Origin of the sequence: Flectobacillus roseus, from assembly GCF_030056595.1 — a bacterium.
GTDB lineage: Bacteria > Bacteroidota > Bacteroidia > Cytophagales > Spirosomataceae > Flectobacillus > Flectobacillus roseus.
Genome location: NZ_JASHIF010000031.1, coordinates 21,503 through 40,990, shown reverse-complemented (window position 1 = coordinate 40,990; position 19,488 = coordinate 21,503). Strand labels below are relative to the sequence as shown.

Genomic DNA, 19,488 nt, shown 5'->3' with positions numbered 1-19,488 from the left:
AATAATACTGACAGATACAGCTATTGAGAATAGAATATTCAGCTTTTTAAGATGGATAAAAATGCAAATGTCTCATTATCAAAAAAATATATCTACTTAAAAAAAGCTGGGTAGAGTAGTTTCAAAGATATAGATTTACTAATTATTTCAAAACATATCCATAAAATTAGCCACAAGCTTTTATAGATTGTTCATCCTATGAAAGCTTGTGGCTATATCACAAATCCCCTAATGCCTCACCCCTCAATCCTTTTTCCTAAATCTGCTCAGAGTCATACACAATTACCTTTTCCCAAAGGTGTGAGTAGTCTTCCACAAATTTGAGGTGAATGGGGTGTTTTTGATAGATTTCTTCTTCTTCCAAGTTATCAAAAAATAACATCCACGAAACCGAATACCCTCGCTCGATAACACTACGGTTGGTACTTGCAGGTGTGCCAATGTGATGAAAACGAATGGTTGGCACTTTCGATAATCCTGTTAGTCCTTCGATAAGTTTGTTTTTGTCAGCCTCGCTCGATGGGTTTTTCAACCAAAAATAAACATGGTGGATAAAGATTTTTTTCTTTGGCTTTGCTTCCGAAGGTAGCGCAACGGCCGTCAATGCCGACGCTGCTGCTGCTTTGGTTAAGAATGAACGTCTTTCTAATTTTTTCATGATTGTATCAATGTTTTGAAGTGATGAGCTAATAATATGTATATTTCCATTATGCTCTTTATGGATAGATTATATTTTCTGTATTATATTGTATGTTGATTATAAGTGGTTTATCATATTTTTTGTACTGTATTACGTCAATGAAGATACAAAACTACAAATGTTTTTTTCTAGATAATGGTAAAAATCCATTATATCTTGGTAGATAATTAGTAAATATCCTGACGATTGATGAAACGCTATATTTTACATACTGCATTCAATATTTATCATTTTGAGGCGACTCAATGGGAGCATTCAGTGCACAAGCATACCTATTTTGAGATTATTTTTATCCTAAAAGGACAAGGTCAACATAACCTCAACGGCAATTCGTATGACTACTCAGAAGGAGATGTGTTTTTGGTGGGACCTGAAGATTTCCATGATTTCGAGATAGCCACGCTGACGGAGTTTTGTTTTATCAGGTTTAATGAATCGTTTTTGAAGCACTCAACGCAGGAGGGCAATACTTGGCAAAAAATAGTAGATTCTTTACTTTATACTTCCTCACAAAGCAGAGGTTCAATTGTACATGAGTTGTCAGAAAAGCAAAAGCTTCATCATTTACTTTATGTGCTTGAAAGTGAATATCAGCGTCCAGAATCTCAATATTTTGAAATTATTCGTGATAATCTTATGCGTAGTATCATGGTGATTTTGGCAAGGAATCTATTAGGACAAAGTGCCTCCCCAATAGCCACCAATGACTCTGTAGAGGCGATTTTACGCTATATCAAACAACATATTTATGAACCTTCATTGCTTACCATCGAGCATTTGGCTGAGGTTTTTCACTATTCACCTGCCTATATCAGTATTTTCTTCAAAAGACATACTGGCGAGCCATTGAAGCAATATATCACCAAGCTCAAAATGAGTTTGATAGAAGCCCGTTTGCAATATAGTCAACATTCTTTGACCGAAATAGCCGACGAATTTGGCTTTACAGATGAGAGTCATTTTTGTAAACAATTCAGAAAATATACAGGAAAAACGCCGACAGCTTTTCGTAAAAAACGAACTAATTCGACTTAAAGAAAGGCTTTTTGTCCTAACACTACCCCATAGACTTGGAGTATAAAAATAGGTTTTTTCCTTAAATTTAGAAAGAATAAGCAGCCCATTACCCAATTTTCACTCTTAAAATCGTTTCTAAAACTTTGAAAAAAATAATTTCTATTCCCTGTATTCTGTTTAGTTTAGCCAGTTCTGGCGTGGCACAAACAGGAAGTGTCACAGAACCAGTACGTTATATCGGCGGTCAGACCGTTGATCCAAGTGTACACGAAGGTCGTTTGCGTTATGCTATCGGTACCGAAAACCGCCAGACGATGCGCGCTAACCGTACCCATCCCGAATATGCCGATGGCTATGGCTGGACCTACAACCATGCTTCTAATCTTTGTTATTGGAATAATACGTTTTATCAACAGTATTTGAGTAATCCAGCAGATGAGCATGTTGCACCTGGGCAGACCTTAATCGTAAAATCAAAAGATGGTCGTCATTGGGAAAAACCAGAGGTGGTGTTTCCTCCTTACAAAGCGCCCGAAGGCGTGAAGATTCCTGCGGGTTATCATGGTTATATGATGCACCAACGTATGGGATTTTATGTGGCTCCAGATGGTCGTTTGTTAGTAATTGCCTTTTATGGACATACTGATGACCCTTTTGGAAAAGGGGGAATCGGTCGCGTGGTGCGCGAAGCATACAAGGATGGTTCTTACGGACCGATATACTTTATACGTTATGAAAGTGAAGCTAACTGGAATGAGAGTAATACCTCGTATCCTTTCTACAAAAAATCAATGGATGCTGGTTTTGTCGCCGCCTGTGATGCGTTGCTAAAAGATAAATTGATGACTTTTCAGTGGTATGATGAGGATCATGGCGTGGATGGGTTTTACAATGGCAACAAATCTGGACAAGCCTTGTCATTTTATCATCGTAAAGATGGAAAAGTAGTAGCTCTTTGGAAAAAATCTTTAGTAGCGCTTTCGGATGATGAAGGAAAAACTTTTTCTGAACCTGTAAAAGTACCTACTTTCTTGATGTCGGGCGGAAAACAATGGGGGCAAAAAACAGACGATGGTCGTTATGCAATTAGCTACAACCCTATTGAACAAACGCAGTATCGTTTTCCATTGGTCGTGGTGACGGGCGAGGATGGAGTTTTGTTTGATAATATGTTATTGATTCAAGGCGAAGTGCCCGTGCGTAGATTTACGGGGCGCTGGAAAGATTTTGGTCCTTGTTATATGCGTGGCATCGAAGAAGGAAATGGCAATCCTCCGGGCAATGATATGTGGATGACCTATACCGTCAATAAAGAGGATGTATGGGTGAGTCGTACTCCTGTACCAATCCAATATGCAGTAAAAGGTATCGTTTCGGATAACTTTGATGCTTTGACTATAGAAGGCGCTGTACCCAACTGGAATATTTATGCACCAAAATGGGCACCGATAGAGGTAGTGAAAGCGCCTAGCAGAACAGGAAAAGCACTACAATTATCCGATACCGATTTGTATGATTATGCTCGTGCTATTCGAGTATTCCAAGAAGGAACCAAAGCACAGACTAGTTTAGATATATTTGCAGATGCTACCAATACTGGAAGACTCGAAATAGATTTGACCGATCAATATGGCAATCGTCCTGTAAGAGTACGTTTTGATGAAAATGGACAAATCGTTGCTATTGATGGAAGTACCGAAAAGGTAGTTTCAGCTTATCAAAAAGGACAATGGTATAAAGTCGATATTTTGACAGATGCAAATACCCATGGTCACTATACGTTATTGATAAATGGTAAGAAAGTATTAGAAAAGGCACAATTGGCGGAGGCTGTGAAGTCTGTCGAAAGGTTATCGCTACGCACAGGTGCTTATCGTAACCTTCCAAATCGCCAAACACCAAACGAAACTAATGATCCACCACTCAAAGGTGCAGATGAGCCTTGTTCTCCAACGGCATTTTTTGTAGATAATGTTGTCATCAAAAGCAATTAAGAAATCATATTGATGGTAGAGGCGCAAAGCCTGCGTCTCTATTTTTTTTGAATAATTTGCAATTCGCGAATTGCAAATTATTGGAGATATTTCTAAAACATACAGAACCCGAGAGTTTTCTAAAATGATTTTGCTAAATTTTGAGAACCAATTTTCTCAAACTTAACATTATGGAAATCTTAGAAACCTTGTATCGTGAAATTGTAGGCTTTTTTAGCTTTAGTGGTCTAATCGAAATTATTCAGACGGATAATTATAAAGCCCTTTTAACCCAAGATGGCATCGGAAAAGCATTAGCTCCGCTTATTCCTGTATTGCTTGTCACCGAACTTATCAGAGCGTTTTTCTTCCAACGCTTGAGTTTTACCCAATATAAAATCGCTTTTTTTACCTATATCTTCAATCGTGTTATATCTCGATTTATTTCGATTGGGATGGTGGGTATTTGCATAGGTCTGTTTGAGCCTTATGCCATTTTCAAATCGGAGTTTACTTGGTATTGGTTTATTTATGGCTACGTGGTTTGGGAATTTGCCCATTTTGTGTACCATTATCTGGGTCATAAGGTGCGCCTATTCTGGTGTTTGCACTCAACGCATCATGCTTCCGAGTCTATGAACCTATCTATTACTTACGCTCACTTTTTCTTGGAAGGCCCTTATGCTGATATTATCCGTACTACGATTTGTATATTGATGGGAGTAAATCCTCCTTTGTTGTTCCTAATTATGTTTATCGATGGCACTTGGGGTGCATTTATTCATATTGGTGAAAATCTAATGAAAGATGCTCGTTTGGGTTTCTTGAATAAAATCATTCTGACCCCCTCGCATCATCGTGTACATCATGCGCGCAATCCTTTATATATGGATACCAACTTTTGTAATCTGCTTAATATTTGGGACAAGGTATTCGGAACTTTGCAAGACGAAAAATATGAGGAGGAAATAGAATATGGAATTACCAGACCGATGAAAGCTGGGGATTTTTGGGATGCCTATTTTGGTGAAATTATCCTTTTAGCCAAAGACGTATATCATGCACCGACCATAAAAGATAAGGTGCTTTATATCTTTATGCCTCCAGGATGGCATCATTCGGGAGATCATAAAACAGCATCGGTGGTCAAAAAAGAATATTTTGCCACACAAAAACCGTAGAGACGTTGCACGCAACGTCTTCGCACGAACAGTGGATGTCGCTGTAGGGTATGTTGCGTGTAATTATTTATGCAATTTTAATAAACCTGTATGGCAGTCTTTGTATGGTACTAAGATATTTTGCTGGAGACGTTGCGTGCAACGTCTCTACAAAGAAAACCTTTTGAGATTATCGTGATAGGAGATACCCGTTTCGATTTTGGTACGCTTGCTGTCATTGAGGGCTACGAGATATTTTCCACTAAAATGTTTTTCCAATTCCCTGATTTGGCTACCGTTGACAATACTCGAACGACTGATACGAATAAAATTACTTGGTAGTTTTTCGGATAAATTACTAATCGTATAATTGGTGATAAATTGCTTGTTGTCTAGGGTATGTAAAAATACATATTTATCATCTGCTTGAAAAAAAGCTATATCCTGTAAGGCTATTATTAAGATTTTATCGCCTTGTTTTACTGAAATAGAATGTATTTCTTTCTTAGGTTTTAGGAGTTCTGTCAAACTTTGTAAGCTATCAGCTGAGATTTTTAGGGCTTGATTTTCGGTAAATTTCTGGAGCTTTTGTACGGCTTTATCCAAGCGAGCTTTTTCGATAGGTTTTAATAAATAATCAATCGAATTTTCTTCAAATGCCTTAATCGCAAATTGGTCGTAAGCGGTTACGAAAATAACAATAGGCATAAACGTAAGCTTTTCGAGCATCTCAAAGCCTGTCAAAATGGGCATTTCGATATCTAAAAATATCAAATCTGGTCTGAGGTCTTCAATCAACGCTAAACCTTCTTGCCCGTTGAGTGCTTCGCCAATGATTTCAAAGGTATCGTCATATTCTTTCAATAATCTTTTGATTCGATTGATTGAAATAGGTTCATCGTCGATTAGGATAGTTTTGTATGGCATGAGTATGAATGGTAAGTTGTGAATTATGAATTTGGCGTTCGGCTTTCAGCTTTGGGCTCTCAGTAAAATATTTCTCATGAATTTATTAGCGCTTAAAGCAAGATATTACTACCGATTCATGATAACAATTTCGATGATTTTGGGATTATTTTTGAGTTCCAAAGAAGCCTTGTTGCCGTAGAGCAATTTAAGTTTTTCTTTAACACTTCTCAATCCAAAACCACCACCCAATGTTTCCGAAAAAGATGGCCCGTTGTCGTGAATCTGAATCGTCAATAAATCATTGGCTTGTTTGATGTTTATTTCAATAACACCATTCTCCGCTATTTTTGAAATACCATGTTTGATGGCATTTTCGACCAAGGGCTGAAGTAAAAATCGGGGAATTTGCTGAGAAAATAAACTTTCGTCACAATTAATAGCATAAGATAGTCGGTGACCAAAACGAACCTCCTCGATACTCAAATACGCCCTGATAATTTCGAGTTCATCAAAAAGTGAATGAAAGCTTTCTTCTGTTCGACCTGTTGTATATCTAAAAAGCTTGGATAATTGTATAGTCATTTCTTCGGCTTGATTCGGTTGTTCATGAATCAACCCTGCAATACTGTTTAAGGCATTGTATAAAAAATGAGGATTGATTTTTGCCTCCAAAGCATCCAATTGAGCTTTTGATTTGAGCTTTTCTAAGTTAAGTAATTGATATTCTTTTTCAGAAATTTTACGGTTGATATTCCTGTGCTGAAACCAATAATATAAAAATGCCCAACTGATAAAAGCAGGTAATGCCATATAAAAATAAATTGCCATTGGCACACTGTATGCCCAAACATTGGTACGAAGAATGCTCCATTGTAAAATTTCGGAAGAAGCGAATGCACAGCCCATTAAGGGTAAAAACTTTACTTCATCGAGCGGAATTTTTGGCTCGATGAATGTCAAAAAAATGTAACAAGCCAAGGTCGCCGAAAATCCAGCAGCAGTGGTCAATAGCACCATATCTGGCTGAATAGCTGAAAAATCAATTTGCCATTTACCCAGTATTTCTAAAGTAAAATAAGCAATACTCGTAATTCCGTAACCGACAAGCAAGCAAAAAATGATACTAAAACCTAAGTCATACGGAGGTTTTAGACTAAAAGGTTTTGGACTATCCACCATTTCAAAATGATTACTTGGTGTTGAAAAAGTGGACTGGGTATTTTCTACGGGCTTTTTCTCAAGATTAATGTTGGGTTTAGTACTACCATCTTTGAAAGAAGAGTCCGTTGGTCGGATTGGCTCGAATGGTTGATTGTTTTCGCGAATCTTGATTTTACCTCCCAAGGTTTTGACGCTTACCGTTGGTCCGCCTCCAAGGATAGTACCATGAATGATGTCATTGGTCATCAAACCCTTAAAATCAGCAAGCGGTGGTACTTGAATGCGGCTTCCCGAAACATCCAAATTCATAGGTTGATTGAGAGGCATCGAGATTTTAATATTTCCTCCTGAAGTATCAAACCAAGCATATTGGCTTGGAGACTGAATATCAGCGGAAATATTTCCTCCTTTGGTGCTTACCCCAATATTCCCATGAATATCATTCAGGCGAATATTACCACCCAAAGTATGGCATTCGAAAGAGCCTTCTACGCCAAAAGCTTCTATTTTACCGCCCCAGCTCGAGCCATTAATAGAACCTTTATGATTTTGAACAAGCAGATTACCACCTTTGGTGTCCAACCGAATATTAGCTTGGTTATTGGCCACATATATATTTCCACCCATCGTCGACACATCGATATCTCCTTGACAAGAAATCAGTTCGATTTTGCCTCCCATGGTTTTTCCTTTGAGGTTACCCTTGGTGCTTTGTGCCAAAATTTTGCCACCCCAAGTTTCAAAAAAGTGATTGCCTCCAATACCTTTCAGTGAGACATCGCCCCCAAAAGTTTTGGTTTGCGAGTTCAAACGATGCGGAATATAGATACGAAAAGAAGTGCTTTGAAAATTAAACCAGTTGAATACATTAAAGTATCGTGGTTTAGCATAAATACTAAAAGTATCTCCAGATTGCTCGAATCTTAAATCATGTGTATCATGGTCAAACTCAAGCAGAGGATCGCTGTAGATAAAAAAGGTAAAAATGCTTCTGACGCTGGCATAAATTTCTACTTTAATGGTATTATCGTCGTGCGCAATTAGTTCGAGATTACCAGTAAAATTTTGAAGGTCTAAGGTATTAATAGATTCAGCTTCAAAAGTTTTTTCAAAAGTCGGTTTATTATTCATGGCTATTGGGATAAACAAGCTTTGCGAAGGCAAAGAATGTTATGTTAAATTTAGTGAATTGTTGAACAAGATTTTGTTTGATTTCTGATTCAAAACAAATCAAAACACTAAATTTTTAGAAAACCTTTCCGACAGATGAGGGATTTGGCAGGATAAACTGGGGAAAAATGGGAGGGAATATTTTCTAAAAAACAAAAACCCGACAGTCAAGCGACCGTCGGGTTTTATTCACCAACTTAATAATCTAGTCAATCATTATTTTAAATCAAAACGATCTAGGTTGGTTACTTTTGTCCAAGCAGCTACGAAGTCTTTTACGAATTTCGCATGTGAATCTTGGAAACCATATACTTCGGCAATAGCACGAAGTTCTGAGTTTGAACCAAAGATTAAGTCAACTCTTGAAGCTGTCCATTTCACTTCACCCGTGATACGGTTGCGACCTTCAAATACTTCTTGGTCGTCAGACGTAGCATTCCAAGTAGTTGAGAAATCTAATAAGTTTACAAAGAAATCGTTTGTCAACGCTTCAGGACGGTGAGTAAATACACCATGAGATGATTTATCCCAGTTGGTATTCAATACACGCAAACCACCCACTAAAACAGTCATTTCTGGAGCTGTCAAAGTCAATAATTGTGCTTTGTCGACCAACATTTCTTCTGAAGAAGTTGTATATTTTTTCTTTTTGTAGTTACGGAAACCGTCAGCTAATGGCTCAAGTACTGCAAACGATTCTACATCTGTTTGCTCAGCAGTAGCATCTGTACGTCCTGGCGTAAACGGTACTGACACCTCAACACCAGCATTTTTAGCAGCGATTTCAACACCTACGTTACCAGCCAACACAATTACGTCTGCCAATGATACTTTTTTACCACCTGATTGTGTTGCATTGAATTCCTCTTGAATAGAAGTCAATGTTGACAATACTTTCGCTAATTGCTCAGGATTGTTTGCTTCCCAGTCTTTTTGTGGAGCCAAACGCACACGAGCACCATTTGCACCACCACGTTTGTCAGAACCACGGAAAGTAGATGCCGAAGCCCAAGCAGTAGATACTAATTCTGAAACTGATAAGCCAGAAGCAGCGATATTTGCTTTCAACGCAGCGATATCATTTTCGTCAACTAATTCATGATCAACCGCAGGGATTGGATCTTGCCATACCAAGTCTTCAGCAGGAACTTCTGAACCTAAGTACAATGCTTTAGGTCCCATGTCGCGGTGTGTTAATTTGAACCATGCACGAGCAAAAGCATCAGCAAATTCATCTGGGTTTTCGAAGAAACGTCTTGAAACTTTTTCATAAGCAGGATCAAATCTCAAAGCCAAGTCAGTTGTAAACATGATTGGCGTGTGGCGTTTCGATGGATTGTGCGCGTCTGGCACTGTGTCGGCTCCCATACCGTGTTTTGGAATCCACTGATGTGCGCCAGCAGGGCTTTTGGTCAATTCCCACTCATAACCGAATAAGTTCCAGAAATAATTGTTACTCCATTTAGTTGGGGTAGTTGTCCATGCACCCTCCAAACCACTAGTAATCGTATTTTCACCATTACCAGAGCCATAAGAGTTTCTCCAACCTAAGCCTTGTTCTTCGATAGAAGCTGCTGCTGGTTCCGCGCTTACATATTTGCCTGGGTCAGCTGCACCGTGTGCTTTACCGAAGGTATGTCCACCTGCAATCAAGGCAACAGTTTCTTCGTCGTTCATCGCCATACGACCAAATGTATCACGAATATCGTGTGCAGCAGCCAATGGATCAGGGTTGCCATCTGGACCCTCTGGGTTTACATAAATCAAACCCATTTGTACAGCAGCAAGAGGGTTTTCTAAGTCACGCTCACCCGAATAACGGCTTTTCGGACCACCGCTCAACTCTAGCCATTTGTCTTCAGCACCCCAATAAATATCTTCTTCTGGTTCCCAGATGTCTTCACGACCACCACCGAATCCAAAAGTTTTGAAGCCCATTGATTCAAGAGCGCAGTTACCTGCCAAAATCATCAAGTCAGCCCATGAAAGTTTACGTCCATATTTTTGTTTGATTGGCCATAGCAACAAACGAGCTTTATCTAAGTTTACGTTATCTGGCCAGCTATTCAAAGGAGCAAAACGCTGAGAGCCCGAACCTGCACCGCCACGACCGTCGGCAGTACGATAAGTACCAGCACTATGCCATGCCATACGGATAAAGAATGGGCCATAATGACCGTAATCGGCAGGCCACCAATCTTGTGAAGTTGTCATTAACTCAACAATTTCCTTTTTAACTTCGCTCAAATCCAATGATTTAAACTCTTCGGCGTAGTTGAAATCCTCACCCATAGGATTAGACAAAGTAGAGTGTTGGCGAAGGATATTCAAACGTAATTGATTTGGCCACCAGTCTTGGTTTCTTGTACCACCGCCTGCGGCATGTCTTGCTGGCGCAGGAGCAGAAGCACCGTGATGGAATGGGCATTTACCTCCCTCTTGAGAACCGTGATTTGATGAGTGATGTTCCATTTTATAAATTGTTTAGTTTTTTACGGTAAAATATTGTCAAAAGTAAAATTCCGCATTGACATTTGGTAATATGTCATTGGTAAGGTTTTTCACTTTGAATGCTAAGTTTTACTACCATAATATTAGTAATAAAAAAAGGATTTTTCCTTGATTCGATGTTAAAATTACGATAATAATAATTATAAGTCAAATTGATTATTCTTATTAAGATATAGATTTTTGCTATAACGTTGTTCTGAGTGAATAGAGAGGGATTTACCGAAGAAAATGGGTAAAATAGGTGTAAAAAATTGAGAAATTATTTTTTGAATATGTTTAAGTGTTGACCTAAACAGCGAAAATATCCCTTTATATGATTTATCTTTTTCTAATAAAATGAGATTGAACCAAACTCCCCAAACAGATGCAAGAAGAAGTCAATTCAAAGGTCAAAGTTTCATGAAGATCACCAAAAAGAGAGTATCCACCTCCGAGTAATAAGGGAAAGGTCGTAATAATCATTTCATCGATAAGGTCTTCTTTCAAAAAATGTTGAATAGTTTTTCCTCCATCAATATAAAGTCGAGAGAAGCCCTTCTCATTAATTTGAGTCAATATCTCGGTAAGCGTACCTTTAACCAAAAATGCTTTGCCATGATATGCTTCTGGAATTTCAAAAAGGGTATTACTCAATACAAATACAGGTTTGGTGTAGGGCCAATAGCAGTCAAAGCCACAGACTGTTTCGAAGGTTATGCGCCCCATTACTAGTGCATCCATACGGTTAGCGAAATCAAAATAACCCATATCGTCGCCCTCAGGGTTAGGAACAGAGTCGAGCCAAGCAATGCCTCCATTTTTATCTGCGATATAACCATCGAGGCTCTGAGCAATGTAAACTGAATTTTGTGTTTTCATAATACGCTTTAGGTTGTAAGCCGTAGGCATTAAGCAATATACAGTAGGCTAAAAGTTTCAAAATATTTTGAGGAATGCCCGTAGCTGACTGCGGAAAGCCTATCATTAAATATTTATCGTCTATTTATAACTGAATAAACTCACTGGGCACGTTATCGGTTAGCCAAACCTGATTTTCCGAAAGATAGAAAACATAGCCTTGGCCATACATTTTTTTGCTTTCAATTGTTAAAATTATGGGCTTTCCATGACGCATTCCTACTTTTTGCGCGGTTTCAGTATCTGCACTTAGATGAACGTGATGTCTATTCATTTTTGAAAGACCCTTTTCAAAGATAGAATCAAGATTTTTTTCTACTGTGCCATGATATAAAATATCAGGAGGAATTTGTGTCTGTAAAGCCAAATCTACCTCTATAGAATGTCCTTGATTAGCTCTGATTTTTGAGAAGTCGTCATTGAAGGAAAATCTCCTTTTACTATTAGTATCTACTACCTCTTTTAGTTGTTCAAACGAAATCTGGGTTTGGTACTTTTCCAGATTTTGTAATAGCGTAGATACCTCTACCCAGCCATTTTCATCCAATTGAATACCTATCAAATCAGGCTGATGGCGAAGTATTTTGCTGAGTAGTTTACTGATGTGGGTTAAGTTTGGCATATAGAATTAGTCTAATATTTTTAGAAATCGACTACTCATCCAACCAAGATGAGTGTGGGGAGTTGATACATAAGCTCCATCATTGTCGTACATAAACTCCGTTTTAAGTTTTTTGGTGGGTTGCATTTCCACAAACCACCAAGTTCTGCCGCTCGGGTCGGTATATGCTGCCCATGCTATTCCTTGTGCTTTACTTTCGTAAGTTCCTAATATATTTCCCTTCAAAGGACTTGAACGGAATTCGGTTGGGGTATCATAAATTCGTGGTTTATATCTCAGACTATAACCATCATTGATCACTTCAAATTTGATTGGTTGAGCCATATATTGCGTTGGAAACGTCGTTTCAGACATTTTTGCACTGGATTTGGTAGGTTTAAACTTAAACTTAGCGTCTACTATATACTCAGTTTTAAACTCCATATAGGCTCCGCAACACCCTAAGTTTAAGAAGGTAACTTTTTGAAGTTGATGTTTTGCATCAAACTCTAAAGAAGCAATACTTTCCAAATGTCTTGATTGCTCAATAAATTTACCATTTTCTTGTAAGAAGAAAATGGTAATATTGGGTTCATAACCTCCATATCCATAATAAATAGCATCAATACTATTATCTCCATTGAGTTCTAGAAAATGAATACCCATCAGAAATTCTTCTTTAGATTCCTGCTTATTATAGCGTAATGTATCGTATCCTGAATCAAATTTGGATAGGAAATTCTCTTTTTCTTGGGAGGTGAAGGGACGTTCTACAGTTTTAAAATCTAATGCATCAGTACTTGAAAAGAAAAGTTTAGGGGTATTTTGTTGCCCCAAAACGGGAGAGATACAAGCTGAAAATATGAGAACTAGTGTGTAGTAAATAGAAGATTTAGGAAGCATAACATTATTATTTTAAATAAAAATCCAAAATAGTAAAATTGAGTAATTTTTACAAAAATATAAGTAGAGCCGTTGCACGCAACGGCTCCCAATAGGTTTGTGGTAAGAAGTAGTATTTTAAGGGATTATTTCCTCTTTTGATAATTGCTTGCTAATGAGTGCAGTGAGAAGATTGATTCTTTGCGTAGCTGCAATTCTTGCGGTTGTCACATCCAAAATGGCAACCGCAAGAATTGCGGCTACACCACAAAACACTAATTTGTAGACGTTGCATGCAACGTCTCTACAATAGGGTTAGGTATTTTAGAAAATCACTTTGTGCCTTTGCCACTTTGCACCTGTTCACTCAACGAAAAGCTATTCTACGCCTCCACCTAATGAACGGTATAATTCTGTAGTGGCATCGAACTGCTCTTTGCGAACACTGATGGCATCTAATTCATTTTGTAGTGAATTGTTGAGCGTTGTAATTACTTCCAGATAGCTTGCCATACCGTTTCTATAAAGCAATAAGGCATCTTTGGTTGCTTTGGAAAGAGAGTTATTTTTTGACTGAATCAGTTCCAAACGTTCCTTTGCCGCTGTTCCTCTACTCAACGCCGTTGAAACTTCTCCAACGGCATTGAGTAGGCTCTGTTTGAAATTTAAGACCCATTTTTCTCTTTCTATTACAGAAACTTCATAAGCTGTTTTTAAGGCTTTTTTATTAAAAATCGGTTGTGTGAGATTTACCCCCACAGTTTTGATTAAAGAACCTGGCAAATCAAACCATGTATTTAGTTTGAAGGAGTTTGCTCCAATGGAAGGTGTCAGACTAATGCTTGGGTACATCGCGATATTTGCCAAATTCATTTTTGCGTTGGCAGATACTACTGCGTATTCGCTGGCTTTTACATCGGGTCTACGACTGAGCAAATTGGCTGGAACTCCCTCACTGAATAGGGTAGTTGGCAAAGCTTCTTGCATACTTTTAGTTCGTTCGATGCTATTGGGATATTCTCCACATAAAATGCTAAGGGCATTTTCTTGTGCTGCAATCGCTTGTTTTGCTACAGGAATCAATGATTCTGCGGTCTTTTTCTGTGCCTCTGCTTGTTCTACCGCCAATGAGGAGGTTTGTCCAGATTTGTATTGCAAACGAATCATTGTCAAGGCTGTGTCGGCGAATGCAATATTCTTTTGGGCAACCAAAAGTTGTTCGTCCAGTGTCAAAAGGTTGAAATAAGCTTGTGCTACTTGGGCAATCAGGCGAGTTTTGAGCGCTGAAAGATTTTCTTTTTGCATAAAATACTCCGCCAATGCCGACTCCTTATGGTTTTTGGCTTTTCCCCAAATATCAGCCTCCCATGACAAACGCACCGTAGCGCTGTAATCGTCCATATATGCCGTTCCTAGAAATTGCTCACTCAAAGAGCCGTTTAAGGAGTTTTTGGAAAGCCAAGTTCTGTTGGCTCCCAGACTAAAATCAAGGTTCGGATATAAGCCTAGCTTTGCTTGCTGGTAATTCAAATCTAGTTGGCGTATAGTCAACACCGCTACAGATACATCGTTGTTTTTGGCAAGGGCTTTTTCTATCAAACCTACCAATTGAGGTTCTTTAAAAAAAGTTCTCCAAGGCAACTGAACAGAGTCCGCAGTAGTCGAAATGGAGTTTCTGAAATGCTCAGGCATACTCACATCGGGGCGACTGTATTTTTTGCCAACAGTACAGGCCGAAAGCAAGGCGATCAATCCTATACTGATATATTTTGTTAGTTTCATGTTTATATTCTTTTCTAAAATTAGAAAATGTGCTTTTTCAGCATTTTCTTACGCTTTTTTCCTTGTTACTTTTTCTTGTAAAAACTGGAAAAACATATACAGAATTGGAATAATCACAATCCCAAGGATTACCCCGCTCAACATCCCCATCGCTGCACTAGTACTAATCGAGTGGTTACCTGTGGCAGTTCCTCCTTCGGAAATCATCAATGGAATCATACCGACAATAAAGGCAAAAGAAGTCATGATAATGGGGCGCAAACGGGCTCTTGCAGCATCTATTGCAGATTCCAAAATACTGAGTCCTGCACGACGGCGTTGCACGGCAAATTCGACAATCAAAATGGCATTTTTGGCTAGCAAACCAATCAACATAATCATCCCGATTTGTACATAAATGTTGTTATCCAAACCAATACTTCTAATACCTAAAAATGCACCCAATAAACCTGTAGGGATAGACAATAGTACTGCCATTGGTAATAAGTAACTTTCGTACTGAGCTGATAACAAGAGATATACAAACAGTAAGCAGAGTCCTAAAATACCCAAGGTTTGGTTGCCAGAAGCTTTTTCTTCCAAACTCAAACCTGTCCATTCATAACTATAATCGGCTGGAAGTTTGTCTAGCACTTTTTCCAAATTATCCATCAATGCACCGTTACTTGTCCCTGGCATTGCATTTACATAAATCGTCAAGGCATTGTACAAATTATAGCGACTTACTGCTTCTGGTCCGTACACCTTGTTAAGTTTCACAATCGACTTCACAGGCACCATTTGTCCTTGTAGATTTTTGACATAAATTTCATCAAAAGCCTGTTCGTCCATTCTAAACACCCCATCAGCTTTGATATTGACACGATAGAATTTTCCGAATCTTGAAAAATTCAAACTTTGGTCACCAGCAAAATAACTCTGGACAGTACCCAAAACCTGACTAACACTAAGTCCCATTTGTTTGGCTTTGTCTTCGTCTACTTCGAGCTCTAACTGAGGATAATCAGTACGGAATACCGTGTAGGCCGATGCTACGCCAGAGACTTTCATGAGTTCAGCAATAACCTCGTCCGATTTAGCTTTAAGCACATTTGGACTTCTACCTTTACGATCTTGTAAAACAATCTCAGCGCCATTGGTCATACCATAACCATCAACAGGGGGAAGGCGCATTGTCATAACCATACCTTCTTTAATCACAGAAAGCTTTTGATTGACTACACCCATCAACTCGTCTATATCCTGTACTTTTCCACGAAGCTTTTTAGGCTTTAGTTTTACAAAACCTACCGCATAGGCAGGGCTGGTACTGTTATTCAAAAGGTTAAAGCCAGTGATTGCAGTATTATCTTCAACGGCTTCGAGTTCAGACAGAAGTTTATTGATTTTATTGGCCACCTGCGTCGTAGGCGTAAGGGCTGTCCCTGGAGGCATACTCAATACGTAAGTGAACATATTGTCGTCTTCCATTGGCACAAAACTTCTTGGCGTAGAGTTCATGACCCAAGCCGAGGCTGCTATTACAATTGCCACTAAAGCTGTAGCCAGCCACTTGCGCACTGCCAGAAAGCGAATGATTTTGACATAGCGATTTGTGAAATTATTGAAACCGTAGTTGAATGCGACATAGAATCTTTGTCCAAAACCTAGCTTTTTCTTTTCTCCATGATGCTCAGTTGCATGATTATTTTTCAATAAAAGTGCACATAAAGCAGGTGTCAAAGTCAAGGCGTTGACTGCCGAAATAATGATTGAAATGGCAAGTGTATAAGCAAATTGTTTATAGAAAATCCCTGCTGAACCAGTCATAAAACCAATCGGAATAAATACCGCCGACATTACCAAGGTAATGGATACTACCGCTCCCGTAATTTCGCTCATGGCCGAATGCGTCGCTTCTTTGGCACTCATATCGCTACCTTCCATTTTACTATGCACGGCCTCCACAACCACAATGGCGTCATCGACCACAATCCCGATTGCCAATACCAAGGCAAAAAGCGTTAGGATATTGATAGTAAAACCTAAAACTAATAAGAAAAAGAAGGTACCAATAATAGCCACAGGCACTGCAATGGCAGGAATAAGCGTTGAACGGAAATCCTGCAAAAACACAAACACTACTATAAATACCAAAATAAAGGCTTCGAACAGGGTAGATTTTACCTGATTGGTTGCTTCGTCCAAACGTTCTTTTGTGCTGATGAGTTTGGAACATTTGATACTTGGAGGAAAGGATTTTGACAATCGTTCAATTTCTTTATCGATTCCTATCTCGATGGCATTGGCGTTTGAGCCAGTGGTTTGCAAAATCGCAATGGTCACGGCATTGCGCATATTCGAGGAGTTTGAACCACTGTAAGAAATAGCCCCAAATTCTACACGTGCCACATCTTTCAGACGAATCATATTATTGCCTTGATTTTTTACGACAATATTATCGTAGTCTTCGGGCAAGTTTTTCTTTCCTTTATATCGTATTACATATTCGAGTGGTGCATCCGATTCTTCTCCTAATCGGCCGGGAGATGCCTCCAAGCTTTGGTCTGCTATAGCAGCAGTAATTTCGGCTGGTGTAAGACCATAACTTGCCATTTTTCGAGGATTCAACCAAATACGCATCGAATAATCTTTTACCCCAAAAACCATCGCTTGCCCTACGCCTGGTACACGCTTGATTTGTGGAATCAAGTTGATATTAGCATAGTTTTGCAAAAAGGTTTCGTCATATTTGCTATTATCTTCAGTAAACAAGTTGAAAATCAGAATCATACTATTTTGTTGCTTGGAAGTGGTAAGACCCATACGGATTACTTCCTGTGGCAAAATAGGCGTGGCTTGTTGTACACGGTTTTGAACGTTTACAGCCGCTTGATCAGGATTTACACCCTGTTTGAAAATAACCGAAATAGAAAATGTACCATCATTACTAGCCGTAGACTTGATGTATTGCATGTTTTCTACCCCGTTGATTTGTTCTTCGAGCGGTGTTACTACCGAACGAATCACAGTTTCGCTATTACCCCCTGGGTACGAGCCAGATACCATTACAGTTGGGGGCGAAATATCTGGAAAACGAGTGACAGATAGTCTGTCGAGACCCACAAATCCTAGTACCACAATGACAATCGAAATCACCGTAGCCAGCACAGGTCTGTCTATTATTTTTGTTAGCATGGTTGGTTTTTTTGTAAAGGCACAAAGGGATAAGGCACATAGGCACAAAGTGTTATTTTAGAAAGATTCACTTTGTGCCTATTGGCTTTGTGCATCTGACACTTGATTTTATTCTAAAGGGATAAGGCGCAAAGGCACTGAGGGTTATTTTAAAAACATTCACTTTTTGCCCGTTGCCTCTTTGCCTTTGTCACTTGATTTAGCCAAAAGGGATAAGACACAAAGGCACAGAGTGTTGTTGTAAAAAGATTCACTTTGTGCCTGTTGCCTCTGCGCCTTTGTCACTTGATTATTTAATCACCGCCTTCACTACTACGCCTTCGTTGAGCATGTCGATGTTGTTGGTGGCGATTTTTTCGCCTGCCTTTAGTCCCAATTTTACGATATATTGACCGTCTACTTTTCCTGCGACTTCAAAAGGTTTCATAGATACCTTGCTGCTGTCGCCGAGGGTAAAGACGAAAAATTTATCTTGAATATCTTTGACACATCCCATTGGAATTTTCAAAACGCCATCAAAGTCTTTCTTAAGAATTACTCTAGCTGTACCACCCGATCGAAGAAGCTTTTGTGGATTGGGGAAAATTGCTTTGAATGACATACTCCCAGTCGTTTTGTCGATGTTACCACTTGCCACAGTCAGGCGACCTTTGTGGTTATACACCGAGCCATCAGCCATGATGAGTTCGACCGAATTAGCATTTTTCTGAAATCCTCCTTCTTTGGCAAACGAGATATAATCGGCTTCACTTAAGGAGAAATAGACTAAAACCTCATCGATTTCTGAAAGAGTGGTTAAGGGCGTTGCATCATTTGGCATCACCAAGTTGCCAACACGGTTGGGAATACGACCGATATATCCACTTACTGGAGCTTTGAGAACACTAAAATCTAGGTTGATTTTTGATGAGCCAAGGGCGGCGCGTGCTTGTTGGACTTGGGCTGTTGCGGCTTCGTAATTGGATTGAGCTGTTTTGAGTTGCATTTCTGAAACTACTTTGCCTTCTACCAAAGGTTTTAACTTTTCAACCTCTAATTTGGCAGTAGCTTGTGCCGCCAAGGCAGCTTCTAACAGTGCTTTACTATTATTGACTTGTTCGTTGTAAACATCACCTTTGATTTTGAAAAGTGGTTGACCTTTTTTGACGTAGTCTCCTTCTTTGACATAAATCTGCTCCAAATAACCTGTTACTTGAGCTTTGATATCTACATTGACTGTCCCTTCAATTGTGCCTGGATATTTTTTTTCGACTTCGGCGTTGGTAGCACCTAATTGGATAAAATCAACAACTAGAGGTGGTTGCTGGGTTTGCTGTGCTTGTTCTTTACATGAAAATAACAAGAGTGTAAAAGCAAAAAACAATAGTGCCTTACTAGACAATCTTGTTCTGAATGCGGTTTGTATCATGATTTCGTATAGATAGAAAATTTTTGATACAAAGAAATAAAGAGAAAAGCGAGAAGGTAAGTCAAATTTGACCGAAACGACAAAATTGGATTCTGAAAAGAAAACGTGTCTGACCGAAATAAGAAATCAAAGAAGAGTCA

General features: G+C 39.0%; 13 protein-coding genes. 3 read left to right on the top strand and 10 right to left on the bottom strand.

The annotated features are described in order from the left end of the window. Window positions 1–256: 256 nt before the first annotated feature. A complete protein-coding gene (locus QM524_RS25115) occupies window positions 257–658 on the bottom strand; it encodes a Dabb family protein (protein ID WP_095164867.1) in 402 nt (133 codons plus the stop codon). Window positions 659–889: 231 nt separating this feature from the next. Here QM524_RS25115 and QM524_RS25110 point away from each other — a divergent pair, with 231 nt between their 5' ends. The 3 genes from QM524_RS25110 (at window position 890) to QM524_RS25100 (ending at window position 4,871) form a co-directional block, all read left to right on the top strand. Continuing rightward, window positions 890–1,735 (top strand): helix-turn-helix domain-containing protein, encoded by an 846-nt coding sequence (locus QM524_RS25110; RefSeq protein WP_283346770.1) that lies wholly within the window; start codon window positions 890–892, stop codon window positions 1,733–1,735. 125 nt (window positions 1,736–1,860) lie between these two features. Further along, complete coding sequence (locus tag QM524_RS25105; RefSeq protein WP_283346769.1) at window positions 1,861–3,711, top strand: sialidase/neuraminidase family protein; 1,851 nt, start codon at window positions 1,861–1,863, stop codon at window positions 3,709–3,711. Window positions 3,712–3,881: 170 nt separating this feature from the next. Further along, a complete protein-coding gene (locus QM524_RS25100; RefSeq protein WP_283346768.1) occupies window positions 3,882–4,871 on the top strand; it encodes a sterol desaturase family protein in 990 nt (329 codons plus the stop codon). Between the two features lie 147 nt (window positions 4,872–5,018). On the opposite strand, the gene QM524_RS25095 is transcribed toward QM524_RS25100, so the two are convergent. From QM524_RS25095 to QM524_RS25055, 9 genes are all read right to left on the bottom strand, one after another. After that, window positions 5,019–5,777, bottom strand: a complete 759-nt coding sequence (locus tag QM524_RS25095; RefSeq protein ID WP_310586465.1) for a LytR/AlgR family response regulator transcription factor — start codon at window positions 5,775–5,777, stop codon at window positions 5,019–5,021. A 108-nt stretch (window positions 5,778–5,885) separates the two neighbouring features. Next, window positions 5,886–8,051 (bottom strand): histidine kinase, encoded by a 2,166-nt coding sequence (locus QM524_RS25090; RefSeq protein ID WP_283346767.1) that lies wholly within the window; start codon window positions 8,049–8,051, stop codon window positions 5,886–5,888. 255 nt (window positions 8,052–8,306) lie between these two features. Continuing rightward, the gene (katG, locus tag QM524_RS25085) at window positions 8,307–10,562 is read right to left on the bottom strand and encodes a catalase/peroxidase HPI (RefSeq protein ID WP_283346766.1); all 2,256 of its coding nucleotides are present in this window, start codon (window positions 10,560–10,562) and stop codon (window positions 8,307–8,309) included. 357 nt (window positions 10,563–10,919) lie between these two features. Further along, entirely contained in the window at window positions 10,920–11,459 is a 540-nt protein-coding gene (locus tag QM524_RS25080; RefSeq protein WP_283346765.1) for a dihydrofolate reductase family protein, read from the bottom strand. Window positions 11,460–11,583: 124 nt separating this feature from the next. Further along, window positions 11,584–12,120: an RNA 2'-phosphotransferase gene (locus tag QM524_RS25075; protein ID WP_283346764.1), complete on the bottom strand. Its 537-nt coding sequence runs from the start codon at window positions 12,118–12,120 to the stop codon at window positions 11,584–11,586. 6 nt (window positions 12,121–12,126) lie between these two features. Beyond that, window positions 12,127–13,002 (bottom strand): hypothetical protein, encoded by an 876-nt coding sequence (locus QM524_RS25070; protein WP_283346763.1) that lies wholly within the window; start codon window positions 13,000–13,002, stop codon window positions 12,127–12,129. 357 nt (window positions 13,003–13,359) lie between these two features. Continuing rightward, window positions 13,360–14,763 (bottom strand): TolC family protein, encoded by a 1,404-nt coding sequence (locus tag QM524_RS25065; RefSeq protein WP_283346762.1) that lies wholly within the window; start codon window positions 14,761–14,763, stop codon window positions 13,360–13,362. A 48-nt stretch (window positions 14,764–14,811) separates the two neighbouring features. Beyond that, entirely contained in the window at window positions 14,812–17,940 is a 3,129-nt protein-coding gene (locus QM524_RS25060; protein WP_283346761.1) for an efflux RND transporter permease subunit, read from the bottom strand. A gap of 289 nt (window positions 17,941–18,229) precedes the next feature. Next, window positions 18,230–19,348 (bottom strand): efflux RND transporter periplasmic adaptor subunit, encoded by a 1,119-nt coding sequence (locus tag QM524_RS25055; RefSeq protein ID WP_283346760.1) that lies wholly within the window; start codon window positions 19,346–19,348, stop codon window positions 18,230–18,232. Window positions 19,349–19,488 lie beyond the last annotated feature (140 nt).

Bases quoted from the DNA above. Each gene is read 5' to 3' on its own strand.
- QM524_RS25115 (WP_095164867.1), bottom strand. From the start codon at position 658: ATGAAAAAATTAGAAAGACGTTCATTCTTAACCAAAGCAGCAGCAGCG.
- QM524_RS25110 (WP_283346770.1), top strand. From the start codon at position 890: ATGAAACGCTATATTTTACATACTGCATTCAATATTTATCATTTTGAG.
- QM524_RS25100 (WP_283346768.1), top strand. From the start codon at position 3,882: ATGGAAATCTTAGAAACCTTGTATCGTGAAATTGTAGGCTTTTTTAGC.
- QM524_RS25095 (WP_310586465.1), bottom strand. From the start codon at position 5,777: ATGCCATACAAAACTATCCTAATCGACGATGAACCTATTTCAATCAAT.
- QM524_RS25090 (WP_283346767.1), bottom strand. From the start codon at position 8,051: ATGAATAATAAACCGACTTTTGAAAAAACTTTTGAAGCTGAATCTATT.
- katG (WP_283346766.1), bottom strand. From the start codon at position 10,562: ATGGAACATCACTCATCAAATCACGGTTCTCAAGAGGGAGGTAAATGC.
- QM524_RS25080 (WP_283346765.1), bottom strand. From the start codon at position 11,459: ATGAAAACACAAAATTCAGTTTACATTGCTCAGAGCCTCGATGGTTAT.
- QM524_RS25075 (WP_283346764.1), bottom strand. From the start codon at position 12,120: ATGCCAAACTTAACCCACATCAGTAAACTACTCAGCAAAATACTTCGC.
- QM524_RS25070 (WP_283346763.1), bottom strand. From the start codon at position 13,002: ATGCTTCCTAAATCTTCTATTTACTACACACTAGTTCTCATATTTTCA.
- QM524_RS25065 (WP_283346762.1), bottom strand. From the start codon at position 14,763: ATGAAACTAACAAAATATATCAGTATAGGATTGATCGCCTTGCTTTCG.
- QM524_RS25060 (WP_283346761.1), bottom strand. From the start codon at position 17,940: ATGCTAACAAAAATAATAGACAGACCTGTGCTGGCTACGGTGATTTCG.
- QM524_RS25055 (WP_283346760.1), bottom strand. From the start codon at position 19,348: ATGATACAAACCGCATTCAGAACAAGATTGTCTAGTAAGGCACTATTG.